The 19,332-nt window shown below is 70.5% G+C and carries 18 protein-coding genes, 1 tRNA gene, 1 pseudogene and 1 riboswitch; of the genes and pseudogenes, 7 read left to right on the top strand and 13 right to left on the bottom strand.

Translation table 11 applies throughout. The annotated features are described in order from the left end of the window. Window positions 1-99: 99 nt before the first annotated feature. Complete coding sequence (locus ACF07N_RS13955; protein WP_392112120.1) at window positions 100-1,668, bottom strand: MFS transporter; 1,569 nt, start codon at window positions 1,666-1,668, stop codon at window positions 100-102. Between the two features lie 53 nt (window positions 1,669-1,721). Beyond that, on the bottom strand, window positions 1,722-3,092 hold the full coding sequence (locus tag ACF07N_RS13960; protein ID WP_392112123.1) for a DUF445 domain-containing protein: 1,371 nt from the start codon (window positions 3,090-3,092) through the stop codon (window positions 1,722-1,724). Between the two features lie 164 nt (window positions 3,093-3,256). Between ACF07N_RS13960 and ACF07N_RS13965 the strand changes: the two genes are divergently transcribed. Further along, window positions 3,257-4,588 carry an SGNH/GDSL hydrolase family protein gene (locus ACF07N_RS13965; RefSeq protein ID WP_392112125.1) on the top strand — a complete coding sequence of 444 codons (1,332 nt, stop codon included), beginning with the start codon at window positions 3,257-3,259 and terminating at the stop codon, window positions 4,586-4,588. Between the two features lie 60 nt (window positions 4,589-4,648). Here ACF07N_RS13965 and ACF07N_RS13970 read toward each other — a convergent pair. The 4 genes and pseudogenes from ACF07N_RS13970 to ACF07N_RS13985 form a co-directional block, all read right to left on the bottom strand. Beyond that, window positions 4,649-5,335, bottom strand: a pseudogene (locus ACF07N_RS13970) (DUF1707 domain-containing protein); the annotation flags it as partial. Between the two features lie 33 nt (window positions 5,336-5,368). Further along, window positions 5,369-6,376: an ATP-binding cassette domain-containing protein gene (locus tag ACF07N_RS13975; protein WP_392112128.1), complete on the bottom strand. Its 1,008-nt coding sequence runs from the start codon at window positions 6,374-6,376 to the stop codon at window positions 5,369-5,371. Window position 6,377: 1 nt separating this feature from the next. Continuing rightward, entirely contained in the window at window positions 6,378-7,199 is an 822-nt protein-coding gene (locus ACF07N_RS13980; RefSeq protein ID WP_392112130.1) for an ABC transporter permease, read from the bottom strand. Next, complete coding sequence (locus ACF07N_RS13985) at window positions 7,192-7,992, bottom strand: ABC transporter permease (RefSeq protein ID WP_392112416.1); 801 nt, start codon at window positions 7,990-7,992, stop codon at window positions 7,192-7,194. Before ACF07N_RS13985 ends, ACF07N_RS13980 begins: the two co-directional genes overlap by 8 nt. Before the next feature lie 493 nt (window positions 7,993-8,485). Here ACF07N_RS13985 and ACF07N_RS13990 point away from each other — a divergent pair, with 493 nt between their 5' ends. Then, window positions 8,486-10,885 carry a transglycosylase domain-containing protein gene (locus ACF07N_RS13990; protein WP_392112133.1) on the top strand — a complete coding sequence of 800 codons (2,400 nt, stop codon included), beginning with the start codon at window positions 8,486-8,488 and terminating at the stop codon, window positions 10,883-10,885. A gap of 33 nt (window positions 10,886-10,918) precedes the next feature. Here the strand turns inward: ACF07N_RS13990 and ACF07N_RS13995 are convergent, their stop codons facing one another. The 3 genes from ACF07N_RS13995 to ACF07N_RS14005 all read right to left on the bottom strand — a co-directional run bounded on the left by ACF07N_RS13995 (window position 10,919) and on the right by ACF07N_RS14005 (window position 12,137). Beyond that, window positions 10,919-11,239: a DMT family transporter gene (locus tag ACF07N_RS13995; protein ID WP_392112136.1), complete on the bottom strand. Its 321-nt coding sequence runs from the start codon at window positions 11,237-11,239 to the stop codon at window positions 10,919-10,921. Window positions 11,240-11,273: 34 nt separating this feature from the next. After that, a riboswitch (guanidine-III (ykkC-III) riboswitch) is annotated at window positions 11,274-11,345 on the bottom strand. 61 nt (window positions 11,346-11,406) lie between these two features. Beyond that, window positions 11,407-11,763 (bottom strand): co-chaperone GroES, encoded by a 357-nt coding sequence (locus ACF07N_RS14000; RefSeq protein ID WP_094052261.1) that lies wholly within the window; start codon window positions 11,761-11,763, stop codon window positions 11,407-11,409. A gap of 44 nt (window positions 11,764-11,807) precedes the next feature. Further along, entirely contained in the window at window positions 11,808-12,137 is a 330-nt protein-coding gene (locus ACF07N_RS14005; protein WP_369196487.1) for a DUF3618 domain-containing protein, read from the bottom strand. A 95-nt stretch (window positions 12,138-12,232) separates the two neighbouring features. Between ACF07N_RS14005 and bcp the strand changes: the two genes are divergently transcribed. From bcp to ACF07N_RS14020, 3 genes are all read left to right on the top strand, one after another. Next, window positions 12,233-12,700, top strand: a complete 468-nt coding sequence (bcp, locus tag ACF07N_RS14010; RefSeq protein WP_383328505.1) for a thioredoxin-dependent thiol peroxidase — start codon at window positions 12,233-12,235, stop codon at window positions 12,698-12,700. 145 nt (window positions 12,701-12,845) lie between these two features. Continuing rightward, window positions 12,846-13,871, top strand: a complete 1,026-nt coding sequence (locus ACF07N_RS14015) for an HNH endonuclease (protein WP_392112141.1) — start codon at window positions 12,846-12,848, stop codon at window positions 13,869-13,871. A 33-nt stretch (window positions 13,872-13,904) separates the two neighbouring features. After that, a tRNA-Leu gene (locus ACF07N_RS14020) sits at window positions 13,905-13,988 on the top strand. A gap of 44 nt (window positions 13,989-14,032) precedes the next feature. On the opposite strand, the gene rdgB is transcribed toward ACF07N_RS14020, so the two are convergent. The 4 genes from rdgB to ACF07N_RS14040 form a co-directional block, all read right to left on the bottom strand. Next, window positions 14,033-14,635, bottom strand: a complete 603-nt coding sequence (rdgB, locus tag ACF07N_RS14025; RefSeq protein ID WP_392112144.1) for an RdgB/HAM1 family non-canonical purine NTP pyrophosphatase — start codon at window positions 14,633-14,635, stop codon at window positions 14,033-14,035. 132 nt (window positions 14,636-14,767) lie between these two features. After that, a complete protein-coding gene (locus ACF07N_RS14030) occupies window positions 14,768-15,166 on the bottom strand; it encodes a hypothetical protein (protein ID WP_392112147.1) in 399 nt (132 codons plus the stop codon). A gap of 142 nt (window positions 15,167-15,308) precedes the next feature. Next, on the bottom strand, window positions 15,309-16,046 hold the full coding sequence (rph, locus tag ACF07N_RS14035; protein ID WP_392112150.1) for a ribonuclease PH: 738 nt from the start codon (window positions 16,044-16,046) through the stop codon (window positions 15,309-15,311). 110 nt (window positions 16,047-16,156) lie between these two features. Further along, a complete protein-coding gene (locus ACF07N_RS14040) occupies window positions 16,157-16,390 on the bottom strand; it encodes a glucose PTS transporter subunit EIIB (RefSeq protein WP_010039992.1) in 234 nt (77 codons plus the stop codon). 161 nt (window positions 16,391-16,551) lie between these two features. Here ACF07N_RS14040 and ACF07N_RS14045 point away from each other — a divergent pair, with 161 nt between their 5' ends. Then, a complete protein-coding gene (locus tag ACF07N_RS14045) occupies window positions 16,552-17,865 on the top strand; it encodes a PTS transporter subunit EIIC (RefSeq protein ID WP_392112419.1) in 1,314 nt (437 codons plus the stop codon). A gap of 177 nt (window positions 17,866-18,042) precedes the next feature. Continuing rightward, window positions 18,043-19,305, top strand: coding sequence for a PTS transporter subunit EIIC (locus tag ACF07N_RS14050; RefSeq protein ID WP_383328521.1), 1,263 nt, complete (start codon window positions 18,043-18,045; stop codon window positions 19,303-19,305). Window positions 19,306-19,332 lie beyond the last annotated feature (27 nt).

Below are 19,332 nucleotides of genomic sequence, written 5' to 3' on the forward strand. Positions count from 1 at the left end.
CGCAGATCAACTATAGCGCAGATCGGGGTGCCACCCGCCCACTCCGCCGGGCGTGGGCGGGCGGCCGTCCCGCCGCCCGCCCACCGCCCGGCACCGGCGCTACACCGTCGCCGGGCTGGACCCCGGAGAGCCCGGATCCGAGCCCGGACCCGAGCCCGGATCCGAGCCCGGGCCCTGGGAGTTGCCGCCGCCGCGGATGCCGGACGTCGCCTTGCTCGCCGCCGCCGTGAGCGGCTTGGCGATGTCCTCCAGGGAGCGGCGTTCGGCGTTCACCGCGAGCAGCGCCGCCACCAGGCCCGCCAGGCACATCAGCGTCGCGCCGATCGAGAAGGCGAGGACCGTGTCGCCGACGACGCCGGACTCCGTGAGCTTGGCGAACAGCAGCGGGCCGCTGATGCCGCCCGCGGCGGTGCCGATGGCGTAGAAGAAGGCGATGGACATCGCGCGGGTCTCCATCGGGAAGATCTCGGAGACCGTCAGGTAGGCGCTGGAGGCTCCGGCCGAGGCGAAGAACAGGACCGCGCACCAGCAGGCCGTCATCGTGGCCGCGCTGAGGGAGCCCTGGTCGAACAGCCAGGCCGTGCCGAACAGGAGCAGGCCGGACAGGATGTAGGTGCTGGAGATCATCACGCGGCGGCCGACCGTGTCGAAGAGCTTGCCCAGCAGCAGCGGGCCGCAGAAGTTGCCGAGCGCGATGACGGCGAAGTAGTAGCCGGTGTTGCCGCTCGGGACGTCGAAGAACGTCGTCAGGATCGCGCCGAAGCCGAAGGTGATGGCGTTGTACAGGAACGCCTGGCCGATGAAGAGGGAGAAGCCGAGGATCGCGCGCTTGCGGTAGTCGGCGAAGACCGTGCGGCCGATCTCCAGGAAGGAGACGCTGCGACGCTGGTGGATGGTGAGCTCGCCCTCCGCGGGCGGCAGCGGCTTGCCGTTCTCGCGTTCGATCTCCTGCTCGATGGAGGAGACGATGCGTTCCGCCTCGTCGTCACGGCCGTGGATCAGCAGCCAGCGTGGGCTCTCCGGGACGTGCCGGCGCACCAGCAGGATGACCAGGGCGAGGACCGCGCCGAGGGCGAAGGTCAGGCGCCAGCCGACGTTCGCGGCGAAGATGTCGGTGTCCAGCGCGACGATCGACAGCAGCGAGCCGAAGACCGCGCCCAGCCAGAAACTGCCGTTGATCATGAGGTCGACGCGGCCGCGGTACTCCTTGGGGATCAGTTCGTCGATGGCGGAGTTGATGGCCGCGTACTCGCCGCCGATGCCGAAGCCGGTGAGGAACCGGAAGAGGAAGAACCACCAGGTGTCGAAGGAGATCGCCGTGAGGGCCGTGGCCCCCAGGTAGACCGCCAGGGTGATCATGAAGAGTTTTTTGCGCCCCCACTTGTCGGTGAGGCGGCCCCAGAACAGGGCTCCCGCGCAGGCCCCCGCCACGTACAGCGCGGCGGCCATGCCGGTGACCTCCCCGGAGGTGATGGGCAGGCCGCTGCCGGGTTCCGACAGGCGGCTCGCGATGTTGCCGACGACGGTGACTTCGAGACCGTCGAGGATCCACACGGTGCCGAGACCGATGACGATCGTCCAGTGCCAGCGTGACCACGGGAGGCGGTCGAGTCTGGCGGGGATGTCGGTGGTCAGGGTCCGGCCGGTCTCGGCCTGCGCGGTGGCCATGGGCTCCCTCCTCGTCGAGAAGAACCCCCATCGGGTGCCCGGCCGGCGTCTCCTTACGCCCCGAGCGCGTGCGTCACCGTGTAGATCAGCAGGCCGGCCAGGGAGCCGACCACCGTGCCGTTGATGCGGATGAACTGCAGGTCACGGCCGATGTTCGCCTCGATCTTCTTCGTGGTGTGCTCGGCGTCCCAGCCGGCGACCGTGTCGGTGATCAGGGAGGTGATCTCCTTGCGGTAGGTGGTGACGACGTAGACGGCCGCGTCCTCCACCCACTGGTCGACCTTGTCCTGCACCTTGCGTTCGGCGGCCATCCGGGAGCCCAGGGACAGCAGGGAGGTGCGCACGCGCAGCCGCAGTTCGCTGCGCTCGTCCTCGGCGGCCGCGACGATCATCGACCGGACGGCCGTCCAGGCGCTGGCGATGAGGTCCTGGACCTCGCCGCGGCCGAGCACCTCGCCCTTGAGCCGCTCGACGCGGGCCCGGGTGTCGGTGTCGGACTGCAGGTCGGTGGCGAAGTCGGTGAGGAAGCGGTCGAGGGCGCCGCGCGCGGGGTGGGCGGGCATGTCGCGCATCTCGGTGACGAAGCGCAGCAGTTCCTTGTAGACGCGCTCGCCGACCTTGCGGTCGACGAACTTCGGGGTCCAGCCGGGGGCGCCGCCCTGCACGGCGTCCATGACGGAGTCGCCGTGCAGCACGAGCCAGTCGTGGGCGCGGGTGACGACCAGGTCGACGACGCGTTTGTGGCCGCCGTCGGCGACGACCTTCTCCAGCATCTTGCCGACGCCGGGGCCGATCTCCTGGGCGTTGGCCCGGCGCGTGATGGCCTCGCCGACGACGGCCTGGACGTCGGAGTCGCGCAGGACCGTCAGGGCGCCGCGCAGGGCCGTGGACAGCTCGGCCGTGACCCGGTCGGCGTGCTCGGGGACGGCGAGCCAGGCGCCGAGGCGGCTGCCGATGCCGACGGCGCGCAGCCGCTGCCGTACGACCTCCTCGGAGAGGAAGTTCTCCCCGACGAACTCGCCCAGGGAGACGCCCAGCTGGTCCTTCTTGGTGGGGATGATCGCGGTGTGCGGGATGGGGATGCCCAAGGGGTGGCGGAACAGGGCCGTGACGGCGAACCAGTCGGCGAGCGCGCCGACCATGCCGGCCTCGGAGGCGGCGGCGACATAGCCCGCCCAGGCGCCGGCGCCGGAGTTCTGCGCGATCTTGGCGAGCACGTAGACCAGGGCCACGAACAGCAGCAGTCCGGTGGCGGTGAGCTTCATCCGGCGTACGCCGCGCTGTTTCTCCTCGTCCGCCGGGCTGAAGGTCGTCATCGCACGGTTCACGGTGGCGCCGGGGCGGGCATGCTCCCCGCCGACACTGACCTTTTCTTCCGTTTTCGTCCGTTCCATCCGCTCCACCCGCTCGGTGATCCCGCACACATTGTCCCTTCCTGACCGACTCCTGGAACGGAACAGGAGTTCCCGGCGTCTGTCGGGAGGGGGTATTGCCACGGGGTCCTGTGAGCCTCCCCCGGTCCATGACGCATCATGGGCACATCAGATCGGAGCCTTGGGCTCCCATCGCCCGAGGAGAACTACACAGCATGACCCGAGGACGTGGCTACGCCCTCTTGGCCCTGGTCGTCGCAGCGATCATGGCCCTTTCCACTGCCATATACGTCCAAGTGGCGTCCGGCGACGGCGACCGTGGCCGGAACGCCCTCGGTGACGGTCGCGCCCCGAACTCCGCCGCTCCCGCCTCCACCGGCACCTGGGTCAGCACCTGGTCCACGTCCCCGGCCGCCGGCGAGCCCGGCACCGAGACGACGGGCATGGCGGACCGTTCGGTGCGCAACGTCGTCCACACCAGCGTCGGGGGTACGAGTGCCCGCGTGACGCTGTCCAATCTCTACGGCCGCTCCCCGCTGAGCATCACGGGCGCCTCCATCGCCCTGGCCGCGGGCCCCGGCACGCCCGCCGCGCTGCCGGACACCCTGCGGCAGCTGACCTTCAACGGCGGCCCCACGGTCGTCATCCCGCCCGGCCGGCAGGTGATGAGCGACGCCGTGCGCATCGCCGTCCCGCACGACTCGGACGTGCTGATCACCACGTACACGCCGGCCGGTTCCGGCACGGTGACCTACCACCCGCACGCCCGGCAGATCTCCTACCTCGCGCAGGGCGACCAGACGCTGGACACGACGGGCGCGCCCTACACCGAGCAGACCAAGAACTGGCGGTACCTGACCGCGCTGGACGTGCTGAGCAACGAGTCCGAGGGGACGGTCGTCGCCCTCGGCGACTCGCTCACCGACGGCATCACGTCCACCATGAACGCCAACAACCGGTGGCCCGACGTGCTGTCCGACCGGCTGCGCGCGGAGATCGCCGCCGGGCGGGACCTGCCGCGCTACAGCGTCGTCAACCAGGGCATCAGCGGCAACCGGGTCCTCACCGACGGACTGGGCCGCCCGGCGGACAACCCCAGCGGCCTGAACCGCTTCTCGCGGGACGTGCTGCAGCGGACCAACGTCAAGGTCGTCGTCATCGACCTCGGCGTCAACGACATCCTGCGCAACCCGCGGCTCGCCGACCCCCAGGCGATCCTGGGCGGCCTGCGCACGCTGGTGGACCAGGCCCACGCGCGGGGCCTGAAGGTCGTGGGCGCGACCCTGATGCCGTTCCACGGCCACCGCGGCTACACGGAGGCGCGCGAGTCGGTGCGCCAGGCCATCAACGCCGAGATCCGCTCCGGGCGGGTCTTCGACGCGGTGGTCGACTTCGACCGGGCGCTGCGCGACCCCTACGACCCGCGCCGGCTGCGCGCCGACTACGACTCGGGCGACCATCTGCACCCCAGCGACAAGGGGTACACGCGCATGGCCGAGGTGTTCGACCTGGAGTCGCTGAAGGGCTCGGCACCGGCGGAGCTGTAGGACCGGCGGGACGATCGGCCGCCGCCGCTCCCTCATCCCGGGGGCGGCGGCGTCTCAGTCCAGTTCCCGGCGGTCCGTCCTGCGGTCGAGCTTCTCCCGGCGCCGGGCCTCGCGGAGGCGGAGCTTCTCCGCGCGCGTCAGCTTGCGCTGGACCCCGACGCCTCCCCAGAAGGCGAACCCGGTGACGATCACCCGCGGGGCGCCGGGATCGCCCGGCACGCCCTCCTCGCGGTGGTCGAAGCCGCCCATGACGCCGATGCCGCGGACGACGACCTCGACACCGGGCGGGACGATCACGTCCACCCCGCCCATGATCGCGATCGCGTTGATCTCGACCTCCCGCTCGGTGAAGTTCGCCTCGCGCAGGTCGATCTCCCCACCGCCCCAGAAGGCGAAGCAGGTGAACCGCCGGGGCATCGTCCAGCGGCCCTTGCGCTGGAAGCCGGACATGACGGCGACGGCCCATGTCGAGGTCCCCTCGCCGCCGACGATCCGCCCGGACCAGTCCGGCCCGGCGGCGGGCTCCTTGCTCAGCGACACCACCGGCGCGGTGACGCCCGGGGCGGGCAGGTCCCGGGTGATCGGCGCCAGCTCCCCGTACGTCCGCGCCCGGTACGTGGCGTCCAGCCGCTCCTCGAACTCCGCCATGTCGAGCCGCCCCTCCGCGAGGGCGTCCCGCAAGATGCCGGCGACCTTCTCACGGTCGGCGTCGGAGGCGCGGAGGTCCGGCACTGCGTCGTCGGTCATACACAGCAGCCTACGAGTTGCCCCCGCCGCGCACTACGTGGTCGCGCGCTCCGGCCCGGGCTCCGGGGTGTCCCCCACCGCGTGCAGCATCGTCGCGATGACCGCCTCGATGTCCGGCTCCCGCACCGACAGGTCGACCAGCGGGTAGCGCGCGGCGATCCGCGCCACCAGCGGAGCCGCCGACTCCGCCGCCGGGAACGCCAGCCACTGCCGCGGCCCTTCCACCCGGACGACCCGGGCGGGCGCCGGCGCCTCGATGGGCGGCAGCTCCCGCTCCAGGTCCACGACCAGGGTCCGTTCGCTGCCCCCCACCTCGTGCAGCCCGGTGAGCGGCCCGTCGTACACCAGCCGCCCGCGGTCGATGACCATCACCCGCTTGCACAACTGCTCGATGTCCTGCAGGTCGTGCGTGGTCAGCAGCACCGTCGTACCGCGCTCGGCGTTCAACTCCCGCAGGAACTGCCGCACCTTCGCCTTGGAGACCACGTCGAGACCGATGGTCGGCTCGTCCAGGTACAGCACCTCCGGGTCGTGCAGCAGCGCCGCCACGATGTCCCCGCGCATCCGCTGCCCGAGCGAGAGCTGCCGCACCGGCACGTCCAGCAGGCCGCCCAGGTCCAGCAGTTCGACCAGCCGGTCGAGGTTCTCCCGGTAACGGGCGTCCGGGATGCGGTACATGCGATGCGTCAGCCGGTAGGAGTCGATCAGCGGCAGATCCCACCACAGCGTCGTACGCTGCCCGAACACCACCCCGATGCGGTGCGCGAGGCGGACGCGGTCCCGGGACGGCTCGATGCCCGCCACCCGCACCCGGCCCGCGCTGGGCGTGAGGATGCCCGTCAGCATCTTGATCGTGGTGGACTTGCCCGCGCCGTTCGGGCCGATGTAGCCGACCATCTCGCCGCGCTCCACCCGGAACGAGATCGCGTCGACGGCCCGCACCCGCCGCCGCTCCCGCTTCATGAAACCGGTCTTCCGGCGCACCTCGAAGACCTTCTCGACACCGTCCAGCTCGATGAAGCCACTGTCCCGACCGGTCATCTCAACTCCCTGTACTGCGGTACGAGCGCAGCCCCGTCCGCCACGCCATGCCCGCCAGCGCACCGCACACCACCGCCACCAGCGGCGAGGCGTACGCCGCCCAGCCGGGCAGCCCGACCGGATACGGCCTGCCCAGCACATGGGCGGCGGGCACCCAGTTGACGAAGGCCAGCGGCACCATGAAGGTCACCCCGCGCACCAGGTCCTTGCCGAACACACCGGGCGGGTACTGCAGCAGCGTCGTCCCGCCGTAGGTGAAGGCGTTCTGCACCTCGGCGGCGTCCTGCGCGAAGATCTGGAAGGCCGCGCCGGCCACGAACACCGCCGAGAAGATCGCCGCCCCGCTGACCACCATCACCGGCACCAGCAGCACCTTCCCCGCGGTCCAGTCGACGTCCACCGCCACCAGCGCCCAGCCCAGCACCACCGCGCCCTGCGTGATCCGGCCCAGCCGGCGCAGCGCGAACCGGTCCGCCCCGACCTGGGCGAGCACCGGCGCGGGACGCACCAGCAGCGTGTCGAAGGAACCGTCCCGCATCCGGGAGCCCACCGTCTCCGCCGAGCCGAGCAGCAGATCGGCGATCCCGAACGACGTCACCGACAGCCCGTACAGGAAGGCCACCTCGGGCAGCGACCAGCCGCCCAGCGAGTCCACCTGCGAGAACATCAGCAGGATCGCCACGAAGTCCAGGCCGGTCACCGCCAGGTTGCCGAACACCGTGACGGCGAAGGAGGCACGGTAGGCCATGCTGGAGCGCACCCACATCCCGGCGATCAGCCGGTAGGCCCGCACCCCCTCGAACAGGGCGTTGCGCTCAGCCACCCTGCACCACCACCCGCCGGGTCGCCGCCGACTGCACCAGCCGGCCCGCCGCGAGCAGCGCCACCGCCCACCCGGCCTGGAAGGCGAGCGCCCGCAGCGCACTCGTCTCCCCCATCAGCACGTCCGCCGGCATCTGGATCTGCGCCGCCCACGGCAGCACCCGCACGACCTCGCCGAAGGCGCCCGGGAAGGCGTTCAGCGGCAGCACCATGCCCGAGAAGAAGATCCCCGTGACCATCACGGCCTGGTTCACGCCCATGCCGTCCATCAGCCAGAACACGCTCAGCGCCGCCAGGTAGCGGATCGCGAAACTGACCACCGCCGCCAGCAGCAACGTGACCGTGAAGGCGGCCCACGGGGTCACCTCCGTGGGCAGCGCCATCGGGAAGAACGCCGCACCGAACAGGAACGGGATCACGCCCCGCCCCAGCATCTGGAACAGCGCCCGCCCCAGGTCCCCGGCCAGCCACCACAGCTGCAGGTCGGCCGGCCGGTACAGGTCGACCGCGATCTCACCCGTGCGGATCCGCTCCATCAGGTCCTTCTCGGCACCGCCGCCCTGGATGGCGAGGGTCGCGTAGAGACACTGCCCCAGCCACACATAGGTCACGGCCTGCGCCTGGTCGTACCCGCCCAGATGCGGCCTCTCGTCCCACAGCGCGAGATACGTGTGGACGAGGACGACACCGAAGACCGTGTTGGTGAACACCCCGGCCGCCGTGGCCGCCCGATAGGTCGCGTACCGCCGGAAGCCGCCCGCCGCGACGGCCGCGTACAACCGTCCCGAGCCCACATCCACCGCCCTCCTCGCCGCCCGGCACCGAAGCGCAGGAGCCTAGTGCTCCGGCGGACCGCCCTGCCACGGGATTTCCCGCACCGGCCGGGGCGCCGCGCGGCGAGCCCGCACCGGCATTGACGGTACGATCCGTTGCGTCCGCGTGGGCCGAGGCGCCCGTGGCCAGGGCGAGCGGCGTGACGGCGGTGCCGGCCGGGCGGAGCACACCGACCGACGCGCAGACGGTCGGATCACCCTCGGGGGCGTGTCCCCCTTGGGGCGGATCTCGCGCGAGCAGGATCCCGGCACGCACCGGCGGACGAGGGCGCGGTCCACCCTCTGCCCGCCCGGACGTTCGCCCGCGCGCCGCCCGCCTCGCCCCACGGCTCACGACACGGCCCTCGATCAGGGAACTGATCGCCGGATGGGACAGTCTTCATCACAGGGGCGCAAGAGCGAGCAGAGACGTACGGGAACGACGTACGACGCGAAACAGGAGTCCGTGCACGACATGAGTGACGAGCCTCAGCCGCAGCAGCCGAACCCGGGCTGGGCACCGAGCGAGCCGCGACCGGACGGCGACTCCGGCACGCCCGAGGCCGCCGGGAAACCGAAGCGGACGGGCTGGCGCCGGATCGTCCCGACCTGGCGCATGACGCTGGGCGCGTTCCTGATCGTCGCCCTGCTGCTGGTCGGCGGCTTCTTCCTCGGCTACTCGCTGGTCAAGATCCCGCCCGCCAACGCGCTCGCCACCCAGCAGGCCAACGTGTACCTCTACGCGGACGGCTCCGTCATCGCCCGCGACGGCGAGGTCAACCGGGAGAACGTCACCCTCGCGCAGATCTCCAAGGACGCCCAGCACGCCATCCTGGCCGCCGAGGACCGCGACTTCTACACCGAGTCCGCCGTCGACCCCAAGGCCATGGTCCGCGCCGCCTGGAACACCGCCCTCGGCAAGGGCAAGCAGTCCGGCTCCACCATCACGCAGCAGTACGTGAAGAACTACTACCTGCGCCAGGAGCAGACCGTCACGCGCAAGGCCAAGGAGTTCTTCATCGCGATCAAGCTCGACCGCGAGAAGAGCAAGGACGAGATCCTCGAGGGCTACCTCAACACCAGCTTCTTCGGCCGCAACGCCTACGGCATCCAGGCCGCCGCCCAGGCCTACTACGGCATGGACGCCAAGGACCTCGACGCCGGCCGCGCCGCCTACCTCGCCGCCCTGGTCAACGCGCCCAGCCAGTACGACGTCGTCGCCCACCCCGAGAACCGCAGGGCCGCCGAGTCCCGCTGGAACTACGTACTGGACGGCATGGTCAAGAAGGGCTGGCTCAGCGAGTCGGAGCGAACGGGCATGAAGTTCCCGCTGCCGAAGGAGTCCACCCTCTCCACCGGCATGTCCGGCCAGCGCGGCTACATCGTCCGCACCGTCAAGGACTACCTGATCCAGAACCGGATCGTCGACGAGAGCAAGCTCGACGCCGGCGGCTACCGCATCACGACGACCCTGCAGAAGCCGAAGCAGGACGCCTTCGTGAAGGCCGTCGACGACAAGCTGATGTCCAAGCTCGACAAGAAGAACAACAAGGTCGACCGCTACGTCCGCGCCGGCGGCGCCGCCGTCGACCCGAAGACCGGCAAGGTCGTGGCGATGTACAACGGCATCGACTACGTCAAGCAGTACACCCCCAACGCCACCCGCAGGGACTTCCAGGTCGGCTCCACCTTCAAGCCCTTCGTCTTCACCGCCGCCGTCGAGAACCACTCCGAGACGCAGGACGGCCGCGTCATCACCCCCAACACCATCTACGACGGCACCAACAAGCGCCCCGTCCAGGGCTGGACCGGCGACCCGTACGCCCCGGAGAACGAGGACCAGGTCTCCTACGGCGACATCACCGTCACCGCGGCCACCGACAAGTCCGTGAACTCGGTGTACGCGCAGATGGCCGCCGACGTCGGCCCGCAGAAGGTCAAGCAGACCGCCATCGACCTCGGCATCCCCGAGACCACCCCCGACCTCGCCGACGGCCCCGCGATCGCCCTCGGCACGGCCACCGCCAGCGTCCTCGACATGGCCGAGGCCTACGCCACCCTCGCCAACCACGGCCGCCACGGCACCTACACCATGGTCGAGAAGGTCACCAAGGAAGGCACCCCGATCGACCTGCCCGAGCGGCGCACCCGGCAGGCCGTCAGCCGCGAGGCCGCCGACACCACCACCAAGGTCCTGCAGAGCGTCGTCCAGAACGGCACGGCCGCCGCCGCCCAGGCCGCCGGCCGCCCCGTCGCCGGCAAGACCGGCACCGCCGAGAACGACAAGGCGGCCTGGTTCGCCGGCTACACGCCCGACCTCGCCGTCGTCGTCTCCGTCATGGGCCAGGACCCTGTCACCGCCGCCCAGAAGCCCCTGTACGGCGCCCTCGGCCTGCCCCGCATCAACGGCGGCGGCCCGCCCGCCGAGATCTGGGCACAGTTCACCCGCGACGCCCTCAAGGGCAAGCCGGTCAAGGACTTCGACCTCCGCCTCCAGCCCGGCGCCGACGTCTCCCAGGCCCCCGGCACCGAGGCCCCGGCCGACCCCACCGCCGGCGCCACCGACGGCGGCACCACCACCGGCGGCCAGGACGACGGCCCCGAGACGCCCAGCCAGACCCCGAGCGCGCCCGAGGGCCAGAACCAGGGCCAGACCGACGGCGGCACCACCGACGGCGGCACGGGCGGCGAGTCCCCCACCGGCGGAGCCACCGGCGGTGACGGCGGCACGGCCACCGGCGGAACCACCGGCGGCGACGGCGGCACGGCCGACGGCGGAGCCACCACAGGCGGCGAGACGGGCGACGGCGGCACCTCCGAAGGCCCGGCCGGCCCCGGCTGGGGCGTGGTCCCGCAGGGCGCGCGCCGCGAATGACGCGACGAGACGCTGACGCGCTGACGCGCTGACTCAGTGACCGCTGGTCGCCTTCAGCCCCACCACGGCGACCAGCAGCAGGCACACGAAGAAGATCCGGGCGGCGGTCACCGGCTCCCCCAGCACCGCCATGCCGAACACCGCCGCCCCGGCCGCGCCGATCCCCACCCACACGCCGTACGCGGTCCCGATGGGCAGGGTCCTGGCGGCCTGCGACAGCAACAGCATGCTGGCGACGATGCCGGCGCCGGTGAGCACACTCGGGACCGGGCGCGTGAAGCCGTCGGTGTACTTCATGCCGACGGACCACCCCACCTCGAGCAGACCGGCGACGACGAGCAGAACCCAGGCCATGACGGGCACCTCCGGGAAACGGGCTGACGGTGTCGGTGCGTCGTCTTTGCCTTGATCCCGGTACGGCGCGTCTCGTCGGGGGTCCCTCCAACGTAGCAAAGCGTGCGGACACGGCGAAGGGGCCGGTGACGAGCGCCACCGGCCCCTTTCCACTGCCACGCGAGGACCTACAGGTACAGGCCCGTCGAGTCCTCCGACCCCTCGAACCGGTCCGCGGCCACGGCGTGCAGGTCGCGCTCGCGCATGAGCACGTACGCGATGCCCCGCACCTCGACCTCGGCACGGTCCTCCGGGTCGAACAGAACCCGGTCGCCCGGCTCCACGGTCCGCACGTTCTGCCCCACCGCGACGACCTCCGCCCAGGCCAGCCGCCGGCCGACCGCCGCCGTGGCGGGGATCAGGATGCCGCCGCCGGAACGCCGCTCGCCCTCGCTGGTGTCCTGCCGCACGAGTACGCGGTCGTGCAGCATCCGGATGGGCAGCTTGTCGGGATGGGTGCTGTGCTCGTTTCTGTTGGCGCTCACGCCCTGAAACCTACCTGTCTTCCCGGGGGACGTCCGCAGTCGGGTCAGCCCTTGCGCCGCCGCGTGCCGAGCGCGAGCAGCCCGACCACGCCCACGACGACGAGCGCGACGGGCACCACCCGCTCCAGCCGGGGCGCCCCGTCCTCGTCGACGAAACGCGCGCGCACATCCGTGACCGCCTTGTTCACTCCCACGTAGGCCCGGCCCAGGGTGTGGTCGATGTTCGACGCGACCTTGGCCTTGGCATCCCCGACGATCGTCTTCGGGTGCACCCGCACCCCGATCTCGTCGAGGGTCTCGGCCAGGGTCGCGCGGCGGCGCCTGATGTCCGCCTCGATCTGCGCCGGGGTCCTGGTGTCCGCCGTGTCCGCCACCGTGTCGCCTTTCGAAGTCGGTATGAGCCTGTGCCGGACAGTCTGTCAGCTCCACGGCTCATCGCATCGCGTCGACCCCCGGTTAGGCTGGCCCGATGAGCGAGCGACTCCAGCCGGGGGACGTGGCCCCCGCCTTCACCCTGCCCGACGCCGACGGCACCGAGGTGTCCCTGTCGGACCACAAGGGCCGCAAGGTCATCGTGTACTTCTACCCGGCCGCCCTCACGCCGGGCTGCACGAAGCAGGCCTGCGACTTCACGGACAACCTGGAGCTGCTGACGGGCGCGGGCTACGACGTCATCGGCATCTCTCCGGACAAGCCGGAGAAGCTGGCGAAGTTCCGCGACAAGGAGTCCCTGAAGGTCACCCTGCTCGCCGACCCGGACAAAAAGGTCCTGGAGGCCTACGGCGCCTTCGGCGAGAAGAAGCTGTACGGCAAGACGGTCGTCGGCGTCATCCGCTCCACGGTGATCGTGGACGAGGACGGCAAGGTCGAGCGGGCCCTGTACAACGTGAAGGCCACGGGCCACGTCGCCAAGATCATCAAGGACCTGGGGATCTGAGACCTCCTCCCCACCCGAGAGCGGCTCGCACCGGCACCGTCCCGCCCCGAGCCGCTCTCACGTTTCCCAGGTGACCGTCCGCCGGTCGCTTCGTTACTCCGTACGAGATCACGAACGCGTGGTCGATGAGGGAGGGGCGCGAGACGTGCGGAACGAACCGGGCACGAACGACGAAGAACTGGCCTCGGCGGTGACCGAGTCCCGCAACTGGACCGATCTGATGCGACGACTCGGCCTGAAGCCCAGCGGAGGGCGACGGCGTGTGCTGCAGGAGAGGGTGGCGATGCATGGGATCGACACGAGTCACTTCGTCAAGCGCAGCCCCTGGCGCAAGTATCCGGACGCCGCTGTCGCCGAAGCCGCCGCGTCGTCGTCCTCGCTGCGTGAGGTAGCTCTGAAACTGGGTGCCGAGCCGGCCACCGGCACCCTGTCGCACATCCGCCGCCGCATTCGCGCGGCGGACATCGACATCAGCCATTTCCCCGGTATCAACAGCGTCGAGCTGGACCTTCCCTTCACCACCGAAGAGCTCAGGGCGGCAGCGGCCACGGCAATCAGTGTGAGGGGCGTCGCTCGCGCTCTGGGCGTACCGGACGACAGCCGCTCACGCGCGACACTCGGCCGCATGCTGCGAGACCGGGACATCGATACCGGGCACTTCTCCCACCGGCGCGTGTCGCTCCCCGAGGACAGACTTCGTGACCTCGTGGCGCACTGCACGAGCTACGCCGACGTCATGCGCGGCCTCGGCCTGGATGTGAACGACACCAATCACCGACGGGTTCGGCGCGCGGCATCCCGGCTCAGCCTGGACACCAGCCACTTCAAGCGCAGGACGTGGGCGCGACCCGACCGCCCGGCTCCCGCGCCCGTCTCCCACAGAGTGCTGATCGTCCTGCCGCCGGGCACAGGAAGGACGAACAGATCCCAGCTCCACCGCGCTCTGGTCGAGATCGGAGTGCCCTACGCCTGCGAGACCTGCGGCAACGAGGGGGAATGGCTGGGGCAGCCGATGACGCTGCAGATCGACCACATCAACGGCGACTGGCGCGACAACCGCCGTGAAAATCTGCGGTACCTGTGCCCCAACTGCCATTCCCTGACGGAGACGTGGTGCCGTCAGAAGGTGAAGGCACCTCTCGTCGCACAACTCGGGCTACCCGTACACTGAACGCTGCCGGTCGAGCGCCATGACCGTTTTTGAGCGGCCGTGATGGAATTGGCAGTCATGCTGGGTTTAGGTCCCAGTGGGTTCACACCCGTGTGGGTTCGAATCCCACCGGCCGCACACGCAGAGAGGGGCCGCCCGCCTGGGCGGCCCTTCCGCACACCTCAGCCCAGCAGCTCCCGCACCACCGGCACCAGCGCCCGGAACGCCTTCCCCCGGTGGCTGATCGCGTTCTTCTCCTGGGGGGTCAGTTCCGCGCAGGTGCGGGTCTCGCCCTCCGGCTGGAGGATCGGGTCGTAGCCGAAGCCGCCCGTGCCCGCGGGTGCGTGGCGCAGGACGCCGCGGAGCTGTCCCTCGACGACCCGCTCGGTGCCGTCGGGCAGGGCCAGGGCCGCCGCGCAGGCGAAGTGGGCCTGGCGGTGTTCGTCGGCGATGTCGGAGAGCTGGGCGAGGAGCAGGTCCAGGTTGGCCTTGTCGTCGCCGTGGCGGCCGGCCCAGCGGGCGGAGAAGATGCCGGGGGCGCCGTTGAGGACGTCCACGCACAGGCCCGAGTCGTCGGCGACGGCCGGCAGCCCGGTGGCCCGGGCGAGGGCGTGGGCCTTGAGCAGGGCGTTCTCGGCGAAGGTGACGCCCGTTTCCTTGACGTCGGGGATGTCGGGGTAGGCGTCGGCGCCGACGAGTTCGTGGGGCAGTCCGGCTTCGGCGAGGATCGCGCGCAGCTCGGTGATCTTTCCGGCGTTGCGGGTGGCGAGGATCAGGCGACTCATGGCCCCAGTATTGCCCGGGCAGGATCGTGCCCTGTAAGGGGCGCGGGGAACTGCGCGATCAGCCCCCACGCACCGGCACGCGCCCGCGTCAGAAACCCGGCAGACGACAAGCCCGGCCCAGCCGGCGCGGCGTTACGGCGTGCACACCTTCGTCAGTTCGCCCGCCGCGTCCGTGACGGGGCTGATGTCGGGTGTCTCGTCGCCGTTCTCGATGGACGTGCGGACGTTGTCGACGGCCTTGTTGAGGTCGTCCACGGCCTTGTCGACGTCGGCGTTGTCGGTCTTGTCGCCGATCTCGCCGAGGTTCTTGTCGATGGAGTCGAGGGACTCGTCGAGCTGTGTGGGGTCGTTGGCGACGTTCTCCACGGCCTGCTGGAGTTCCGTGACGCTGTCGGCGATGGCGTCGGCGGTCTGGACGCAGTCCAGCGCCTTGTCGACGGCGGCGCAGCCGGTGGTGAGTCCGGCGGTCAGCGCGACGGCCGCCAGGGTGGCGGCGACGGCTGCGGTGCGGCGTCGGCGGCTCGCGGCCATGGAGCGGTCCCTCTCGTTCGGTCGGGCCGGTGGGGCCCGTGGCTGGCCGGGCGCACAGGGATGAGCCGTGCGCCCGTACTCCTTCAGACGCGCCGGTGCTCGGCGCGGTTGCCCGTGCCGAGCACTTGCCTTGGTGGGGATTTTACTTTTCGGTGACGGCGGCGAGGGCGGTGCGCTGGTGGGCGGCGAGTTCGGTGCAGCCGGCGACGGCGAGGTCGAGGAGGGCGTCGAGTTCGGCGCGGGCGAAGGGTTCGGCCTCGGCGGTGCCCTGGACCTCGACGAAGCGGCCGTCGCCGGTGCAGACGACGTTCATGTCGGTGTCGGCCCTGACGTCTTCCTCGTAGCAGAGGTCGAGGAGGGGGACGCCGCCGACGATGCCGACGGAGACGGCGGAGACGGTGCCTGTGAGGGGCTTGCGGCCGGCTTTGACGAGCTTCTTGCCCTGGGCCCAGGTGATGGCGTCGGCGAGGGCGACGTAGGCGCCGGTGATGGCCGCGGTGCGGGTGCCGCCGTCGGCCTGGAGGACGTCGCAGTCGAGGACGACGGTGTTCTCGCCGAGGGCCTTGTAGTCGATGACGGCGCGCAGGGAGCGGCCGATGAGGCGGCTGATCTCGTGGGTGCGGCCGCCGATGCGGCCCTTGACGGACTCGCGGTCGCCGCGGGTGTTGGTGGCGCGGGGCAGCATGGAGTATTCGGCGGTGACCCAGCCTTCGCCGCTGCCCTTGCGCCAGCGCGGGACGCCTTCGGTGACGGAGGCGGTGCAGAGGACCTTGGTGTCGCCGAAGGAGACGAGGACGGAGCCCTCGGCGTGCTTGCTCCAGCCGCGCTCGATGGTGATGGGGCGGAGCTGCTGGGGGGTGCGGCCGTCGATTCGAGACATGGCGCTGAGCCTATCCGGCTGTGTGGAGCGGGCCCCTCCCGTGGTGGGGAGGGGCCCGTGCCGTGGTGTCAGGGTCCGTCAGGGGTGAAGCCCGGGACGATCCCGGCGCTTCACATCATGTCTTCGATCTCCGCCGCGATGGGGTCGGCGTCGGTGCCGATGACGACCTGGATGGCGCTGCCCATCTTGACGACGCCGTGGGCGCCGGCGGCCTTGAGGGCGGTTTCGTCGACCTTGGCGGGGTCCACGACCTCGGTGCGGAGGCGGGTGATGCAGCCTTCGACTTCTTCGATGTTGTCGATGCCGCCGAGCCCGGCAACGATCTTCTCAGCCTTGGTGGCCATGTTCGTTCTCCCTGATCCGAACCGCTTTGTCGCAGTAACCCACAGTTGGCCCATCTTCGCGAGCGGTCTCGTCGTGTGTGCCGAAGGATGGCGGCACGTTCGCGGGACCGTCGAACGACTGGTCTACACCACGAGCGCGTCTCTCGACAAAGGGGACCGGAATGAGTGCCGACAGTCCCGCCGGCGCCGAGGCCGCCGCCGGCCCCGCGCGTGAGCGCTGGAACCGGTTGTTCCAGGGCTTGCAGAAGATGGGCCGCAGTCTGCAGCTGCCGATCGCGGTGCTGCCGGCGGCGGGGATCCTCAACCGGCTGGGGCAGCCGGACGTGTTCGGGGCCGAGGGGCTGGGCTGGACGAACGTCTCGAAGGTGATGGTGGGGGCGGGCGGGGCGCTGCTGGACAGTTCGCTGGGGCTGCCGCTGCTGTTCTGCGTGGGTGTGGCGATCGGGATGGCGAGGAAGGCGGACGGGTCGACGGCGCTGGCGGCGGTGGCCGGTTTCCTCGTGTACTGGACGGTGCTGCGGCAGTTTCCGGAGGACTGTCCGCCGGGGTCGGTGGCGGTGCCCGGGGTGGGGTGCCAGGTGACCGACGGGGACCGGGAGGTGACGGCGTTCGCGTTCCAGAATCCGGGGGTGTTCGGCGGGATCGTGATGGGGCTGCTGGCGGCGTTCTTCTGGGCGCGGTTCCACCGGACGCGGCTGGTGGACTGGCTGGGGTTCTTCAACGGGCGGCGGCTGGTGCCGATCCTGATGGCGTTCGTGGCGATCGTGTTCGCGGCGTTGTGTCTGTGGGTGTGGCCGCCGGTCGGTGACGCGCTGGAGAGTTTCAGCGACTGGATGGACGGGCTGGACGCGTGGGGCGCGGGTGTGTTCGGGGTGGCGAACCGGGCGTTGCTGGTGGTGGGGCTGCACCAGTTCCTGAACGTGCCCATCTGGTTCCAGTTCGGTTCGTTCACGAAGCCGGACGGGACGGTGGTGCACGGGGACATCAACATGTTCCTGGCGGGCGACCCGGACGCGGGGCAGTTCACGTCGGGGTTCTTCCCGATCATGATGTTCGCGTTGCCGGCGGCGGCGCTGGCGATCACGCACTGTGCGCGGCCGGACCGGCGCAAGGAGGTCGGTGGCCTGATGCTGTCGGTGGCGCTGACGTCGTTCGTCACGGGGATCACGGAGCCGATCGAGTATTCGTTCCTGTTCGTGGCGCCGGTGCTGTACGTGGTGCACGCGCTGCTGACGGGGGTGTCGATGGCGGTGACGTGGGGGCTGGGGGTGCATGACGGGTTCAGCTTCTCGGCGGGGCTGATCGACTACGTCATCAACTGGAATCTGGCGACCAGGCCGTGGCTGATCGTGCCGATCGGGCTGGGTTTCGCGCTCGTCTACTACGTGATCTTCCGGTTCGCGATCACGCGGTTCGACCTGAGGACTCCGGGGCGTGAGCCGGAGGAGGACGTGGAGGACAGCGCCAAGGCGTGATCGTCCGGGGCGAGCGGAAATGGCGGGTTCCACTCGTTCGGCCTACCGTGCTACAACTGGTCTACACCACTCACCGGTGGAGGTCGCGCGGTGGATACCGCGTTCCCCTTTCTTTGAGACGCCGCCGTCCCCCGTCGAACACTTCCTGGGCGGCGCCGTGCCCCCTGGAGGAAGTTCATGTCCACAGAGACCGCCGCGCCCGCGAGCCCGAGCAGAGGGTCGGCCGTGATGGCCGTCCTGCAGCGGATCGGCCGCAGCCTGATGCTGCCCGTCGCGGTGCTGCCCGCCGCCGCCCTGCTGGTCCGGCTCGGCAACGCCGACATGCTGGGGCGCGAGTCGTTCCCCGCCTTCATCACCAAGATCGCGGGCTTCATGGCGGCCGGCGGCAACGCCATCCTCGACAACATGGCGCTGCTGTTCGCCGTGGGCATCGCGATCGGCTTCGCCAAGAAGTCGGACGGCTCCACCGCCCTGGCGGCCGTGGTCGGTTACCTGGTCTTCAAGAACGTGCTCGCCACGTTCACCGACGGCAGCCTGCCCAAGAAGGAAGCCATCGTCGACGGCAAGATCGTCATGGTCGAGCAGGCGGTCGACGCCAAGGTCCTCGGCGGTGTGGTGATGGGCCTCGTCGTCGCCCTGCTCTACCAGCGCTTCTACCGCACCAAGCTGCCCGACTGGGCGGGCTTCTTCGGCGGCCGCCGCCTGGTTCCGATCCTGTCGGCCTTCGCGGGTCTGCTCATCGGCATCGTCTTCGGTTACATCTGGCCGGTCCTCGGCACGGGCCTGCACAACTTCGGTGAGTGGCTGGTCGGCTCCGGCGCGGTCGGCGCGGGCATCTTCGGTGTCGCCAACCGTGCGCTGATCCCGATCGGCATGCACCACCTGCTGAACTCCTTCCCCTGGTTCCAGGCCGGCACCTACGAGGGCAAGAGCGGCGACATCGCGCGGTTCCTCGCGGGTGACCCGACCGCCGGCCAGTTCATGACCGGCTTCTTCCCGATCATGATGTTCGCCCTGCCGGCCGCGTGCCTCGCGATCGTGCACTGCGCCCGCCCCGAGCGCCGCAAGGTCGTCGGCGGCATGATGTTCTCCCTCGCGCTGACCTCGTTCGTCACCGGTGTCACCGAGCCGATCGAGTTCACCTTCATGTTCATCGCCCCGGTGCTGTACGCGATCCACGCGGTGCTCACCGGTGTCTCGATGGCGCTGACCTGGGCGCTCGGGATGAAGGACGGCTTCGGCTTCTCGGCCGGCGCGGTGGACTTCTTCCTCAACCTGGGCATCGCGACCAACCCGTGGGGCCTGGCCCTGGTCGGCCTGTGCTTCGCGGCGGTCTACTACGCGGTCTTCCGCTTCGCGATCACCAAGTTCAACCTGCCGACGCCCGGCCGGGAGTCCGACGAGGAACTCGCCGAGCTGCAGAAGGCGGAGGCCAAGTAGGTCCGCTCACGCGCGAGGGCCCCGGAA

The organism is Streptomyces sp. NPDC015242 (assembly GCF_043079125.1).
In the GTDB taxonomy this organism is placed as follows: Bacteria; Actinomycetota; Actinomycetes; order Streptomycetales; family Streptomycetaceae; genus Streptomyces.

Coding starts and splice junctions, on each gene's coding strand:
- ACF07N_RS13975 (WP_392112128.1), bottom strand. CDS start 6,376: ATGACCGGTCGGGACAGTGGCTTCATCGAGCTGGACGGTGTCGAGAAG.
- ACF07N_RS14045 (WP_392112419.1), top strand. CDS start 16,552: ATGAGTGCCGACAGTCCCGCCGGCGCCGAGGCCGCCGCCGGCCCCGCG.
- ACF07N_RS13965 (WP_392112125.1), top strand. CDS start 3,257: ATGACCCGAGGACGTGGCTACGCCCTCTTGGCCCTGGTCGTCGCAGCG.
- ACF07N_RS14030 (WP_392112147.1), bottom strand. CDS start 15,166: ATGGCCGCGAGCCGCCGACGCCGCACCGCAGCCGTCGCCGCCACCCTG.
- rph (WP_392112150.1), bottom strand. CDS start 16,046: ATGTCTCGAATCGACGGCCGCACCCCCCAGCAGCTCCGCCCCATCACC.
- ACF07N_RS13955 (WP_392112120.1), bottom strand. CDS start 1,668: ATGGCCACCGCGCAGGCCGAGACCGGCCGGACCCTGACCACCGACATC.
- bcp (WP_383328505.1), top strand. CDS start 12,233: ATGAGCGAGCGACTCCAGCCGGGGGACGTGGCCCCCGCCTTCACCCTG.
- ACF07N_RS14040 (WP_010039992.1), bottom strand. CDS start 16,390: ATGGCCACCAAGGCTGAGAAGATCGTTGCCGGGCTCGGCGGCATCGAC.
- ACF07N_RS14050 (WP_383328521.1), top strand. CDS start 18,043: ATGTCCACAGAGACCGCCGCGCCCGCGAGCCCGAGCAGAGGGTCGGCC.
- ACF07N_RS13990 (WP_392112133.1), top strand. CDS start 8,486: ATGAGTGACGAGCCTCAGCCGCAGCAGCCGAACCCGGGCTGGGCACCG.
- rdgB (WP_392112144.1), bottom strand. CDS start 14,635: ATGAGTCGCCTGATCCTCGCCACCCGCAACGCCGGAAAGATCACCGAG.
- ACF07N_RS13995 (WP_392112136.1), bottom strand. CDS start 11,239: ATGGCCTGGGTTCTGCTCGTCGTCGCCGGTCTGCTCGAGGTGGGGTGG.